This window comes from Polynucleobacter sp. JS-Polo-80-F4, assembly GCF_018881965.1.
Classification (GTDB): Bacteria; Pseudomonadota; Gammaproteobacteria; order Burkholderiales; family Burkholderiaceae; genus Polynucleobacter.
The window spans coordinates 1,264,734-1,277,703 of record NZ_JACVPI010000001.1 but is presented as its reverse complement, the minus strand read 5'-3'; the positions used below and the strand labels follow the sequence as shown (position 1 = coordinate 1,277,703).

Annotated in this window: 13 protein-coding genes; 6 read left to right on the top strand and 7 right to left on the bottom strand. The window is 45.4% G+C overall.

Annotated features, from left to right (window positions below; all coding sequences use genetic code 11):
- Window positions 1–15: 15 nt before the first annotated feature.
- Genes ICN20_RS06610 through ICN20_RS06595 form a run of 4 tightly spaced genes read left to right on the top strand, consistent with a single transcriptional unit; the run spans window position 16 to window position 3,111 of the window.
- A complete protein-coding gene (locus ICN20_RS06610) occupies window positions 16–1,296 on the top strand; it encodes a polyhydroxyalkanoate depolymerase (RefSeq protein ID WP_216238961.1) in 1,281 nt (426 codons plus the stop codon).
- 54 nt (window positions 1,297–1,350) lie between these two features.
- On the top strand, window positions 1,351–2,037 hold the full coding sequence (gene rsxB, locus ICN20_RS06605; protein WP_216238959.1) for an electron transport complex subunit RsxB: 687 nt from the start codon (window positions 1,351–1,353) through the stop codon (window positions 2,035–2,037).
- Window positions 2,037–2,693, top strand: a complete 657-nt coding sequence (gene nth, locus ICN20_RS06600) for an endonuclease III (protein WP_216240339.1) — start codon at window positions 2,037–2,039, stop codon at window positions 2,691–2,693. The genes rsxB and nth overlap by 1 nt, the downstream gene beginning before the upstream one ends.
- Entirely contained in the window at window positions 2,680–3,111 is a 432-nt protein-coding gene (locus ICN20_RS06595) for a DUF1841 family protein (protein ID WP_216238957.1), read from the top strand. Before nth ends, ICN20_RS06595 begins: the two co-directional genes overlap by 14 nt.
- Here ICN20_RS06595 and ICN20_RS06590 read toward each other — a convergent pair.
- The 6 genes from ICN20_RS06590 to ICN20_RS06565 all read right to left on the bottom strand — a co-directional run bounded on the left by ICN20_RS06590 (window position 3,108) and on the right by ICN20_RS06565 (window position 9,134).
- A complete protein-coding gene (locus tag ICN20_RS06590; protein ID WP_216238955.1) occupies window positions 3,108–4,070 on the bottom strand; it encodes a tripartite tricarboxylate transporter substrate binding protein in 963 nt (320 codons plus the stop codon). The two genes, ICN20_RS06595 and ICN20_RS06590, sit on opposite strands and share 4 nt — an antisense overlap.
- An 18-nt stretch (window positions 4,071–4,088) precedes the next feature.
- Window positions 4,089–4,874: a substrate-binding domain-containing protein gene (locus tag ICN20_RS06585; RefSeq protein WP_216238953.1), complete on the bottom strand. Its 786-nt coding sequence runs from the start codon at window positions 4,872–4,874 to the stop codon at window positions 4,089–4,091.
- A gap of 7 nt (window positions 4,875–4,881) precedes the next feature.
- Window positions 4,882–5,322: an HIT family protein gene (locus ICN20_RS06580; protein ID WP_216238951.1), complete on the bottom strand. Its 441-nt coding sequence runs from the start codon at window positions 5,320–5,322 to the stop codon at window positions 4,882–4,884.
- 114 nt (window positions 5,323–5,436) lie between these two features.
- Window positions 5,437–6,735 carry an isocitrate lyase gene (aceA, locus tag ICN20_RS06575; RefSeq protein WP_215359457.1) on the bottom strand — a complete coding sequence of 433 codons (1,299 nt, stop codon included), beginning with the start codon at window positions 6,733–6,735 and terminating at the stop codon, window positions 5,437–5,439.
- A 260-nt stretch (window positions 6,736–6,995) separates the two neighbouring features.
- Window positions 6,996–7,862, bottom strand: coding sequence for an amidohydrolase (locus ICN20_RS06570; RefSeq protein WP_370624529.1), 867 nt, complete (start codon window positions 7,860–7,862; stop codon window positions 6,996–6,998).
- Between the two features lie 9 nt (window positions 7,863–7,871).
- Window positions 7,872–9,134, bottom strand: coding sequence for an MFS transporter (locus ICN20_RS06565; protein ID WP_216238950.1), 1,263 nt, complete (start codon window positions 9,132–9,134; stop codon window positions 7,872–7,874).
- Between the two features lie 107 nt (window positions 9,135–9,241).
- Here ICN20_RS06565 and ICN20_RS06560 point away from each other — a divergent pair, with 107 nt between their 5' ends.
- Both ICN20_RS06560 and ICN20_RS06555 read left to right on the top strand, forming a co-directional pair.
- Entirely contained in the window at window positions 9,242–10,984 is a 1,743-nt protein-coding gene (locus ICN20_RS06560) for an urea amidolyase family protein (protein WP_216238949.1), read from the top strand.
- Entirely contained in the window at window positions 10,984–11,703 is a 720-nt protein-coding gene (locus ICN20_RS06555) for a 5-oxoprolinase subunit PxpA (protein ID WP_216238947.1), read from the top strand. The genes ICN20_RS06560 and ICN20_RS06555 overlap by 1 nt, the downstream gene beginning before the upstream one ends.
- Here the strand turns inward: ICN20_RS06555 and ICN20_RS06550 are convergent.
- Window positions 11,700–12,932, bottom strand: coding sequence for an MFS transporter (locus ICN20_RS06550; RefSeq protein ID WP_216238945.1), 1,233 nt, complete (start codon window positions 12,930–12,932; stop codon window positions 11,700–11,702). The two genes, ICN20_RS06555 and ICN20_RS06550, sit on opposite strands and share 4 nt — an antisense overlap.
- Window positions 12,933–12,970 lie beyond the last annotated feature (38 nt).

Here is a 12,970-nt window from a genome sequence, read left to right as displayed (position 1 = left end):
ATTACCGGAGGTACCATGCTATATCAGTTACACGAATTTCAAAAAGCCTTACTTCAACCAGTTAGTTCATGGGCACGCGCTGCTTCGGAAGCTTTTATCAATGCTTCCAATCCCGCGTCTAAGGTTCCGGGATCAGATCGATTAGCTGCCAGCTATGAACTCCTCTATCGCCTAGGCAAAGATTACAAAAAACCGGAATTTGGTATTCGCTCTGTTAAAGCACATGGTCATGAAGTTGCGATTCATGAGAGAACAGTCGTCTCAAAACCTTTCTGCAATCTGATTCGTTTTAAGCGCTTTTCTGATGATGTAGAAACCATCAAGAGCCTCAAAGAAGATCCAGCCGTACTAGTAGTTGCTCCAATGTCTGGTCATCATGCCACTTTGTTACGCGACACCGTACGCACCCTCTTACAAGACCATAAGGTTTACATCACCGACTGGATCGATGCTAGATTGGTGCCAGTAGAAGATGGAGAGTTTGGTCTTGATGACTACGTTCATTATGTTCAAGAATTCATTCGCACGATTGGTGCAAAAGACTTACATGTGATTTCAGTTTGCCAACCTACTGTTCCAACTTTAGGTGCAATCTCATTGATGGCATCAGCTGGTGAAGCCACTCCAGCCTCCATGATCATGATGGGTGGCCCAATTGATGCACGCAAGTCACCAACTGCGGTAAATAACTTAGCTGATCAGAAGTCTTTTGAGTGGTTTGAAAGTCACGTGATTTATAACGTGCCGCCAAACTATCCAGGCGCTGGCCGTCGTGTATACCCAGGCTTCTTGCAACACACCGGCTTTATTGCCATGAACCCACAGAATCATTTGCAGTCTCATTGGGATTACTTCCAAAACTTAGTGCGCGGCGATGAACAGGATGCGGAGTCACATATCCGCTTCTACGACGAGTACAACGCGGTGTTGGATTTGGATTCTAAGTTCTACTTAGATACTATCAAGACTGTTTTCCAAGACTATTCATTGCCAAACGGCACTTGGGAAGTTGCTGGCGAACTCGTAAAACCTCAAGATATTAAAAAGACTGCCCTGCTCACTATTGAGGGCGAGTTGGATGATATCTCTGGAAGTGGTCAAACACGTTCAGCACATGCTTTGTGTGCCGGCATCTCAAAAGAGAACAAAGATCACTATGAAGTTGCTGGCGCTGGTCACTACGGCATCTTTGCTGGTCGTCGTTGGCGCGAGAAGGTGTATCCGAAAATCAAAACGTTTATTCGCGAGCATCAAAATACGAAGAAAACAGCTACCCGGACTACTAAGTCTGCATAAATTAAGGGCTCTACGGAGCCTTTAATTTTAAGAAGATCTCCACAAGCAATTTTCATGCGCCAAGCAAATAACCTCATCGATCAACTTGAGGACATTCTTCCGCAAACGCAATGCACTAAGTGTGGCTATCCGGATTGCCGCGGCTATGCCGAGGCGATGGCCTCTGGCGATGCGCTACCCAATCGATGCCCTCCTGGTGGCATTGAGGGCATTTTGCGCTTGAGTAAGGTTCTGATACCCATCTATCCTCAAGATGCCTTTGAGCTACACCCCACCATTGATCCAGAGTGTGGAATTGAGCGCCCTAGGCCGGTTGCTTTCATTGATCCTCAAAAGTGTATTGGCTGCACTCTATGTATTCAGGCGTGCCCTGTTGATGCGATCGTTGGGGCATCCAAACAGATGCATGTGGTATTGACTGAGTGGTGCACTGGCTGCGACCTCTGCATTCCGCCGTGTCCAGTCGATTGCATCAGCATGATTGATGTCACTGGCAATAAAACTGGCTGGGAAGCCTGGTCTGAGGAGTTGGCCGATGTTTCTCGTCAGCGTTATCACGACCGCGAACAACGTCTTGATAGAGAGCAAAAAGATAATGATGATCGCTTAGCCAAAAAGGCTGCTGCCAAATTATCCGCGGTTAATGCAGAAATTCCTTCCTCTGCTGATGAATTAAAAGAGCAAGAACGCAAACGCGCCATCATTGCTGCAGCTATCGCAAGAGCCCAACAAAAGAAATGATGAACCCAGAAAAGCGTCGTGCTTTTTTTGAGCAGCTCAAAGCCAACAACCCCAAGCCAGAAACCGAACTGGAATATAGCTCGCCATTTGAGTTATTAATTGCAGTACTGCTATCCGCACAAGCAACTGATATTTCTGTAAATAAAGGGACGCGTAAACTATTTAAGGTGGCCAATACCCCGCAAGCCCTACTAGATCTTGGTGAGGAAGGTGTCAGACCCTACATTCAACATATCGGCTTATTTAACTCCAAAGGCAAACATATTCAGGAGACCTGTCGACTACTCCTGGAAAAACATGGTGGAGAAGTTCCTCAAACCCGCGAAGAATTAGAAGCCCTTCCAGGCGTTGGCAGAAAAACAGCTAATGTCATCCTCAATACTGCCTTTGGACAAATCGCTATGGCTGTTGATACTCATATTTTTAGAGTGTCTAACCGAACAGGCCTAGCACCAGGCAAGGATGTTCTCAAGGTTGAGCAGCAATTGCTTAAGCGCGTACCCAAGGAATACCTATTAGACGCTCATCATTGGCTAATTTTGCATGGTAGATATACTTGCAAGGCACGCAATCCTGATTGCGCACAATGCATCGTAGAGCCTCTATGTGGCTTCAAACAAAAAACAGGCAAAGGCAAAGTACGTGGCGATATTTAACCCAACTCGTGAAGAAGTACGGCGCTTTTTCTGTGACACCTGGAAAAAGAAGACCGAGAATCAGATTCTTGATTCGATGGAGACGCTCGCGAGTGACTGGATGGTTGAGCATCCCGAATATCACGACCTCCTGGCAGACCCAGAAGGCGCTTTAGGACAAGACTACACACCAGAGCGTGGCGAAACCAACCCATTCCTGCATCTGTCAATGCATCTGTCGATCAGCGAGCAGATCTCAATCAATCAGCCACCCGGGATTAAAGAGATTGCAGATAAGCTTTCACAAAAACTAGGTTCAATGCATGAGGCACAACACCTCATGATGGAATGCCTCGGGCAAGTGATGTGGGAAGCGCAGCGTGAAGCCCAACCACTTAATCCCGAGAAATATCTCGAAGCCCTTAAGAAATTGGTTTAATCCTCTTTCATGCTGGCGCGCTTCACAATAGGCTCTAGCCTTGCTTTCTCATCTGCGAGGAATTTCGTAAACGAGGCTCTCGTTCCAGGTGATGGCTCAATGCCCTGTGGTGTTAAGCGGCTTTGAACAGCAGCGGTCTTTAGGCCCGCGTTAATCGCCTGATTCATTTTCTCCAAAATAGCATCAGGCGTTCCTTTAGGCGCAAAGACACCTGCCCAGTGGCCAATGAAAACTTCTGGGTATCCCTGCTCTTTGGTTGTTGGAACATCAGGCAGAGCGGCAATTCTTTTATTCCATGTGGAAGCAATTGCTTTTAATTTGCCGCCTTGGATTTGCGGAATCACTACAACACTCGCTTCTGATGTGGCATCTACTTGATTAGAGATAACGGCCACCATTCCTTCGGAACCACTCTTGTAGGGAATGATTTCATATTTACCGCCTGCTTTCACCTTCAACATTTCCGCGACAAAGTGTGGAGTGCTGCCGGTACCAGCTGTAGAGAAGTTAAGGCCTTTTGGATCTTTGGCCAATACCAAAAGATCCTTCATGCTATTAATTTTTGAATCTGCTGAGACAACAATAATGGATGGGCTTATTGCAAGCAATCCAACTGGTACTAAATCACCCTCCTTGTATGGCATGGATGACTTAATCATTGGGTTAGTAATGATTCCACCGGCGCTAACAAAGAAGGTGTAACCATCTGGCTCGCTCTTTGCTACAAAGTCTGCGCCCAATACAGAACCAGCACCTGGCTTATTCTCAACAATGATGGATTGACCCAATTGCTTTGAGGCCGCTTCAGCAACCACCCTTGCAACCGTATCGTTAGCACCACCAGGACCAAACCCAACAACAAATTTAATGGGGTGATTTGGCCAAGGATCAGCTGCAAATGCCGAGCTAAGCACCAAAAAGGAAAAGGCAACCGGAACAACTCTCGAAAATAGCTTCATCTTGTTTTCCTATTTATCCTACCAAGGTAATGTCGGCAATACCGGCTTCAATCCCGCTTTTTGAATAGTTGGCGCCGCCTTTGTTGATGCTAAGAACATAATTAAATCTTTTGAAGCATTTACATTTTGAGCATTGTTCGTAATGCCCGCAGAAAATAGCACTGTCTTTTGCGCTTCTTGAGGCAACTCACCAATAAAGGTTACGCCAGGAATCGGAAGCAACTCACTTACTTGCTGAAAGCCCAGATCCGCATCTCCCCTGGCGACAACTGAAGCAACTCTTTCGCTATATATTTTTCTTGCGGTTTTATCCATCTGCTCAGAAATACCCATTTTTGGGAAAAGCTCTGTAGACAAATAAATGCCGCTAGCGCTGGCTGAATAGGCAACTGATTTAGCGTTGAGCAAGGCAGCCTTGAGGCCACTCATAGTACTTATATCTGGCTTTGGTGCGCCAGTCTTTACTACTGCGCCCATGACCGATTCCACTAGATCCACCCTAGTCCCAGGCTGAACTACTCCGTTTTTAATAAACCCGTCTAAGGCAGGTGCAGCCAAAATAAGCACATCAAATTTCTCGCCCTTGGCCAATCTAGAGGGAATGGAATCTGGTGCAGATCCCATAGATGAGCCATAAGAAATAATCACTTTGTTAGGAGATTGCTTTTCATACTCTGGTGCTAGATCTTTTAGCGCCTCTGCAAAAGCACCTGAAGTAATTACTTGAATCTCAGCTGAATTGACAAAACCAACCGACAATACATTGGCTACAAGTATTAAAGAAACAAAAAATAACTTACGCATTAAATCCTTAAGATAGATTAGCAATTGCAGCCTTAATGGCTACAAGCAGTTCTTGGGCTTTACCTCTTCTGGCATCCAGCACAGTCGGTTGTGTTTCTTGGGTTTTCTTGGACCAAGCTGAACCCGGAAAGAAAGCATCATCCTTAAATCTGGGGATGACATGCCAGTGAATGTGAGGAACCATATTGCCTAGGGCGGCGATATTGACCTTATCTGGATGCATGACATGGCGTATTGCCTCTTCAACAGCAAATACCAAAGTCATCAAGTGGTCGCGCTCACCATGACTGAGATCGGTCATTTCGGCTACGTGTCGATTCCAAATCACTCTGCAGAAACCAGGCAGATCAGGGTCGTTTACCAGAATGACACGGCAGTCATCTCCGCGCCAAATAAGCTGCCCTTCTTCGGGCTTCAGTTCGTCTTTACAAAGTACGCAATTGGTCATGGGAAGAATGTAAACGAAAACGGCACCTAAGTCACCCTTGTGGGGTCATTTAGGTGCCGCGGCAGTATTGGTGTATTACTGCTTACTACTAACTACTTAGGGATCTATTAAGGCTTAATGGAACTGCTCTTCTTCAGTAGAACCAGTCAATGCCGTTACAGAAGACTTACCACCTTGAATAACGGTAGTTACATCGTCGAAATAGCCAGTACCAACTTCTTGCTGATGTGAAACGAATGTGTAACCACGGTCACGAGCAGCGAATTCTGGCTCTTGTACTTTCTCGATGTATGCAGTCATACCGCGCTGCATGTAGTCTTGAGCCAAGTCGAACATGTTGTACCACATAGAGTGGATACCAGCCAATGTGATGAACTGATACTTGTAACCCATTGCTCCTAATTCACGTTGGAATTTAGCAATCGTTGCATCGTCCAAGTTTTTCTTCCAGTTGAAGGATGGTGAGCAGTTGTAGGCCAACATCTTGCCTGGGAACTTCGCACGAATTGCCTCGGCAAACTGACGAGCAAAGTCAAGGTCCGGCGTACCAGTTTCACACCAAACCATATCAGCGTATGCAGCGTAAGCTAAACCACGTGAGATCGCTTGATCCAAGCCCTTACGTGTTTTGTAGAAACCCTCTGGGGTGCGCTCACCTGTCAAGAATGGCTTATCGTTTGCATCGTAGTCAGACGTCAATAAGTCAGCAGCTTCTGCATCTGTACGAGCCAAAATGATAGTGGAAACGCCCATAACGTCAGCAGCCAAACGTGCAGAGATCAATTTCTGAACTGATTCAGCAGTAGGCAACAATACTTTGCCACCCAAGTGACCGCACTTCTTAACAGATGACAATTGGTCTTCGAAGTGAACGCCAGCAGCACCTTGCTTAATCAATGCTTTGCTTAATTCAAATGCATTCAATACACCACCGAAACCAGCTTCAGCGTCAGCAACGATTGGGGCAAAATATTCAATATAACCAGCATCGCCTTTGTTGATGCCTTTAGCTGTTTGGATTTCATCAGCCCGTTGGAATGAGTTATTAATACGCTCAACCATTTTAGGAACTGAATCTACTGGATACAAAGATTGGTCTGGATACATCGCTGCGTATGAGTTACCGTCAGCAGCAACCTGCCAACCAGATAAGTAAATTGCTTGTACACCTGCTTTAACCTGCTGCATTGCTTGACCACCAGTCAAGGCACCTAAACAGTTAACGTAAGCTTCGTTGTTTACCAATTCCCAGAGACGTTCAGCGCCATGCTTAGCTAAGGTGTGCTCAATCTTCAATGAACCACGAAGACGCACTACGTCCTCAGCCGTGTAACCACGAGTAATGCCTTTCCAGCGTGGATTGGTATCCCAGTCTTTTTGTAATGCTGCGATTTCTGCTTTGCGATCTGCCATGTTTTTCTCCCTAAGTTAAACAAGTACTTCAAAATTTGAGGACCTTTAAGACTTCTTCAAGTCTTATGTCTTATATAAGAGTTTAGACAGTTCGATAAAGCACGCAAGAGAAATTTGAGATTTTTTTGAAAATATTAAGTTATTTAAATTCAATAACTTATGTTCTTATTTTTACAATGTGGAACGCACATCCACTGCTTGCAATAAAATAAGGGGTAACTTGCTGCACTGCATTTTACGCAGCGTAATGGAATTTCACATTATGAAAAGTAAAGCTTCTGCGGATTGGTGCAGAGGATGCGATTGCGTATGGACTCGTCTGGCGCATACAAAGCGAGGCTTTCAAGCATCTGCGCCACTGTTGGCATCACACCCCAATTAGCCACATGCGGCCAATCAGAACCCCAGACACAACGATCAGGTGCGGCATCAATTAATACTTTTGCATAAGGGACCACCTCTGGATAAGGGGGTGTTTGATCAGTTAATCGGTATGCACCCGACACCTTGACCCACGCCCTCTCTCGCACTAAATCAACAAGCGCTTTAAAACCAGGGGAATCCAGACCAACAGAAGTTCTTAAGTAGCCCATGTGATCAATCACTAGTGTGGACTTTAACTTCAGCATGCGCGGCATTAATACCGGGAGATCATTTGCATCTAATAAAAATTGAATATGCCACCCCCAGTCTCTTGCTAGCGCATCACACTCTTCGAGCCTAGAAATATCTAAACCACCACCAGAAAACATGAGATTCATGCGAATGCCTACTACCCCAGCATCTTTCATTCGCTGGTAATAAGAATCAGCTTGACCAAGCAACGGTACAGCAACTCCACGCAAGCGATGCGGATGATTTTTCAACACCCTCAGCATGGGCTCGTTATCTTGACCATTCACGCTGACTTGAATTAGGACACCATAAGTCATCCCAACCTCATCAAGCATTCGGATGTATTGCTCCTCTGTTGCCTCAGAAGAAGTATAGGAACGATCGGGCACAAAACTGGCAGCACTAATGACGTGTGCATGCGTGTCTACGGCACCAATAGGCATCTTAAAAGGAAAAGGACCGCCCTGATGATCGGGCGGTCCTGGGCAAAACGGAATATCTTTTTTTGTCACAAAAAACCGTTAGTTAGCCTGTAATTCGCGTCCTTTAGTTTCAGGAAGAATTACTGCAGCTATAAAGAAAACACCGTAAGCAATGACTGCAAAGATCGCAATCGCCATGGCTAATCCATATTGAGCCGAGAAGTATCCAACTAAAGCGGGGAATAAGGCGCCAATACCACGACCAAAGTTGTAGCAAAAGCCCTGACCAGATCCACGCAAACGTGTTGGGAATAACTCAGTTAAAAATGCACCCATACCCGAGAAATAACCACTGGCAAAAAATCCTAAAGGAAAGCCAAGCCACATCATCATTTCATTCGTGATTTCTAACTGGGTATAAGCCAACACTAAGACAATTGCGCCCAATGAAAAAGTCATAAAGAGTTTCCGGCGGCCAAAGCGATCAGCCATCCAAGCGCCAACTAGATAACCAACGAAACTACCAACAATTAAGAACGCCAAGTAACCAGTAGAACCAACCACTGTCAATTTACGCTCAGCTTTTAGGAAGGTTGGTACCCAAGTAGTAATGGCGTAGTAACCACCTTGTGCACCCATGGTTAACAAAGAAGCAAGGATGGTTGTTTTTAAAATACCAGGCTTGAAGATTTCAAAAATAGATGGTGATTCCCCAGCTGCCACAACTTTTTCACGAGCAATCTTAGCAATCTCAGGCTCTTCCACATGACGACGAATGTAGAGCAAAAGCAATGCTGGGAAGAAGCCCACAACAAACATTGCACGCCAAGCCATATCAGCTGGTAACAAGCTAAACATAATGGCCTGCAGGAGGACCGCAGCACCCCAACCTACCGCCCATGCTGATTGCACGCTACCTACAGCACGGCCACGATATTCTGCACGAATAGTTTCACCCATCAACACTGCACCAGCAGCCCACTCACCACCAAAACCAAAACCCAAGAGTGCGCGAGCAATCATGAGTTGATTAAAGTCTTGTGTGAATGCACAAATCAAACTAAAACTGGAGAACCAAAGAATCGTGAACTGAAGAGTGCGAACACGACCGATTCGATCAGCCAAATAACCCGCAAACCATCCGCCAAAAGCAGAGGCCAAAAGAGTTCCTGTTACTGCAAGACCGGCCATACCCCGATCAACCTGCCATACTGCAATAATGGTTCCAATTACTAAGGGGTAAATCATGAAGTCCATGCCGTCTAATGCCCAGCCTAAGAAGCAACCCCAAAAGGTTTTCTTCTCCTTGGGATTCATGACTTTGTAAAAACCAGTCAGACTGGTATCCGGTTGTTGACTCATTTTGTCTCCTTTATTTTTTAGGCTTTAAATTAATGAATGAGTACCATCTTTATAACTCAATTATTCATGCTATAGAGCAAACTAGAGAAAACCCTTAACACTCCATCATGATGCATTGCACACTAATTGGCGACCACAGCATATCGATTGATTTCTCAAAATCAAAGCAAGCTTTAAAAGATATTCACGAGCTTAGTAAATTGCTCTTGGCCGACAAACCCATATGGGCTGCTGAAATCGTGCCTGGACTGGATTCATTGGTCATCCAGTTGCAGAGTGGCATTGAGGAACCAAGTTTCACGCGCCAGCAAGCTTTCGCAGATCTGGAAAAAGTCAGTAAGCAACAAGAGAAGCTAAAGAAGCGCTCAACTTATCCGGCTAAGATTCACCGCATTCAAGTTTGCTATCACCCAGATGTTGCATTAGATCTACATGACATCGCCAAGGCCTGCAAACTATCCATTGAAGAGACCATCCGTCTTCACAAGAACAATCTCTATACAGCAGATATTCTGGGCTTTATGCCTGGGTTTGCCTACTTCAGCGGCCTTAACCCTAAGTTACTCCTGCCTCGCCTACCCTCTCCCCGGTCAACAGTACCTAAAGGTAGTGTGGCAATTGCAGAGTTACAAACTGCAATTTATCCACGTACTACACCTGGGGGATGGAATCTGATTGGTAGATCTCCTAATCAAATGTTTGATATTCAAAATCATCCGCCAGGATTATTCATGGCGGGAGACCAAATGCAAATACAAGAAATTACATTAGATGAGTTTCAAAAATTAGATCAGAAAAATACACATCACGAAATTATCCGTGCGCTTGATAAAAATAATCCTCAAGGATCTATTGAAGTTTTGCAGTCGGGAACTTTTACAAGCATTCAAGATGAACCCAGATTGGGATTTTCACACTGGGCAGTAGGCCCTGGAGGTGCATGCGATTTATCCTCGCTGCATCTTGCTAATGCTTTAGTGGGTAATCCAATAGGAATGGCCGCTATAGAAATGACGTCTAGCGGCCCAACTCTTCTATTTCATCAAGCAACTTGTATCGCCTGGGTTGGAGCAGATTGCGATGGCATTGTGAATGGACAGCGCATCCCTGGAAATCGACCCGTTTGGTTGGCAAAGGGAAGTACGCTTAAATTCTTGCCGTTCAATTCCGGATTCCGAGTGCTATTAGCGATCGGTGGTGGACTGCAGCTTCCAGAGATTTTAGGTCGCTCAGGATCACACATTAGCGCAGACATTGGACCAAAGCGTATTGAAAAGGGCCAAGCCTTATCGCTCACAAACCCTCTCGCGCCACTCAAATCCACCTTCTTCAAGTCCCTATTTAAAGAGGATCATTTGCCATGCTATACAAAATGGCATGTGAGATCACCTTTTACGCCTCTAAAAGCAGTTACTCCAGTCTACTGTTTAGCAGGCCCGCATTTATCCTTCCTCTCAATTAAAGAGCGAGAATTATTTTGGTCCACCATTTGGACAGTGAGCAATCAAAGCAATCGTATGGGTCTGCGTCTTCAAGGTGAATTCAAGGTAAAAAAGGATTTGCCCAACATTCCATCTCAAGCAATTACGTTTGGAACTGTACAGTTCCCCCCATCACATGAACCTATTGTGATGCTTGCAGAGCACCAAACCACCGGTGGATATCCACGCTTAGCTGAAATTATTCGCTCTGATATGGTGAAGCTAGCGCAAGTTGGACCGGGCGAAAAAATACAATTTATTCCTATTGATATTCAGGAGGCAGATCTTTTGAATACGGAAGCGTTAAAGTTACAACAATCAACCATTAACTCGATTCAAACAATGATTCAAACCAGTGGAAATACATAATGGACATTAATAGCGATATGGGCGAAGGCTTTGGCGCCTGGGAAATGGGTAACGATGCTTTATTGCTTAACTACATTACATCCACCAATATCGCCTGTGGATGGCATGCTGGCGATCCAGCCCGCATGAAGAAATTGGTTGAAATGGCAACCCAAAAAAGCGTGCTTATTGGGGCGCACCCCGGCCTTCCAGATCTAGAGGGATTTGGAAGACGAGAGATGGCTATATCTGAGCAAGATGCTTATAACTACGTTCTCTATCAGGCTGGCGCCTTAAAAGCTTTTGTTAAGGCCGCCGGAAATACATTGCATCATGTCAAACCCCATGGCGCCCTATACAACCAAGCAGCCAGAGACATGAAACTTGCTAGAGGAATAGCGCGGGCAGTAAAAGATTTAGGCTCGGAAGTCATTTTGTATGGTTTAGCAGGAAGCTGCATGATCGATGCTGCAAAAGAATTGAATGTGCCGGTATGGCAAGAGGTATTCGCAGATCGCAAATACACTAACGAAGGTTTTCTAGTTCCGCGAAGTCAGGCGGGCGCTGTCATTGAGAATGAATCCGAAGCACTCAATCAAGCGATCGATATGTCAAGGAATGGGAAAGTGACTGCAATTGATGGCTGTGAAATCAAAATCCAGGCCGATACCCTGTGTATTCATGGCGACAATCCGCATGCAGTTGAGTTTGCGAAAAAGATTAAAGCCGCATTAATTTAGACGGCTTGCCGGCTTTTTGATTTCACCTGAAAAACGGTTGGAATAATCATGAGCTGGAATACAACGATTCCAAGGAACAAGGCTTTGGGCAAACCAGCATCCATAAAGAAGCCAAAAATAAATGGGCCAACTGCTGCGCCTAAATCAATCCCCGAATAGACGATTCCGTAAACACGTCCAGCCACACCTTGTGGAGTTGCCTTTTTCACCAATAGATCTCGCGAAGGTGCTACCACCCCATATCCGAATCCCAGAGCAAAGAAAATGATGGGAATGAGATCAATTGAAATAAATCCTGTGGATAACAATAAGCACATCACTACCGTAATAGAGAGGCAGGTGGAGACAATTCTTTCTGGAGTCTGCAACTTCGCCGCCAAGTAACCCCCAAACAAAACCCCTCCAGCACTCCCTAATGCCAAAAGCGTAATGTAGTAACTGCCTACATTCAGAGGAACTTCATAAATACTAAAGAGTGCGCTTGGGGCAAAAGATTGTAAGCTCGAGGTGGAGGCCATACTAAAGAAAAAGAAGACCCAACATAACCAAACTGCTGGCAACCGCAAGAATGCAAATGGGCTCTCCTGAGCAACACCAGAATTGGCCGCCTGAGTACCTGCATGCGTATTCTCATGACGCTCTTTGACATTGTCTAAGAGGTCATTTTTATTGACCCAAAGAATCGCCAAGACAAAAACCTCCAGCAGTGCTGCAGATAAGAATGCAATCCGCCAATCAGCCAATTGAGCAATCGCCACCATAAAAGCTGGCGCAGCAGCCCAACCTAAATATCCAGTGACACCATGCATTGAATAGGCGTATGGAAGATTGGGTGGGGATACCTTGTGATTGATGAGTGTGTAGTCAACAGGATGAAAAATGCCATTACCGCAACCAGCAATGACTGCCCCCAGTATGAGCATGGCATAACCATTACTTTGGGAATACACCAGTGCTGCAATGACAAGTAAGCTAATGCCGCCAAATAAAACTGGCCTAGCTCCAATACGGTCTACTAAAAAACCAGATGCTGCCTGAGCGATACATGACACAACAAAGAAGACTGACATGAGTAAACCGAGTTCGGCATAACTCAATGCAAAAGCATCCTTCAACCATGGGAACATGGGAGGAAGGACTAAATGAAAGAAATGAGAGCTGCCGTGAGCCAGGCTAATGAGACCAATAACCCGGACATCACTGGCACGCCTACTAAGCGCAACAGTCATGTGCCAAGTTTACTGGCGCAGGATAATTCCTGCTGAAA

Excerpts from the sequence above, each read along its gene's own strand:
- ICN20_RS06610 (WP_216238961.1), top strand. The coding sequence starts at position 16 with ATGCTATATCAGTTACACGAATTTCAAAAAGCCTTACTTCAACCAGTT.
- rsxB (WP_216238959.1), top strand. The coding sequence starts at position 1,351 with ATGCGCCAAGCAAATAACCTCATCGATCAACTTGAGGACATTCTTCCG.
- nth (WP_216240339.1), top strand. The coding sequence starts at position 2,037 with ATGAACCCAGAAAAGCGTCGTGCTTTTTTTGAGCAGCTCAAAGCCAAC.
- ICN20_RS06590 (WP_216238955.1), bottom strand. The coding sequence starts at position 4,070 with ATGAAGCTATTTTCGAGAGTTGTTCCGGTTGCCTTTTCCTTTTTGGTG.
- ICN20_RS06585 (WP_216238953.1), bottom strand. The coding sequence starts at position 4,874 with ATGCGTAAGTTATTTTTTGTTTCTTTAATACTTGTAGCCAATGTATTG.
- ICN20_RS06580 (WP_216238951.1), bottom strand. The coding sequence starts at position 5,322 with ATGACCAATTGCGTACTTTGTAAAGACGAACTGAAGCCCGAAGAAGGG.
- aceA (WP_215359457.1), bottom strand. The coding sequence starts at position 6,735 with ATGGCAGATCGCAAAGCAGAAATCGCAGCATTACAAAAAGACTGGGAT.
- ICN20_RS06565 (WP_216238950.1), bottom strand. The coding sequence starts at position 9,134 with ATGAGTCAACAACCGGATACCAGTCTGACTGGTTTTTACAAAGTCATG.
- ICN20_RS06560 (WP_216238949.1), top strand. The coding sequence starts at position 9,242 with ATGATGCATTGCACACTAATTGGCGACCACAGCATATCGATTGATTTC.
- ICN20_RS06555 (WP_216238947.1), top strand. The coding sequence starts at position 10,984 with ATGGACATTAATAGCGATATGGGCGAAGGCTTTGGCGCCTGGGAAATG.
- ICN20_RS06550 (WP_216238945.1), bottom strand. The coding sequence starts at position 12,932 with ATGACTGTTGCGCTTAGTAGGCGTGCCAGTGATGTCCGGGTTATTGGT.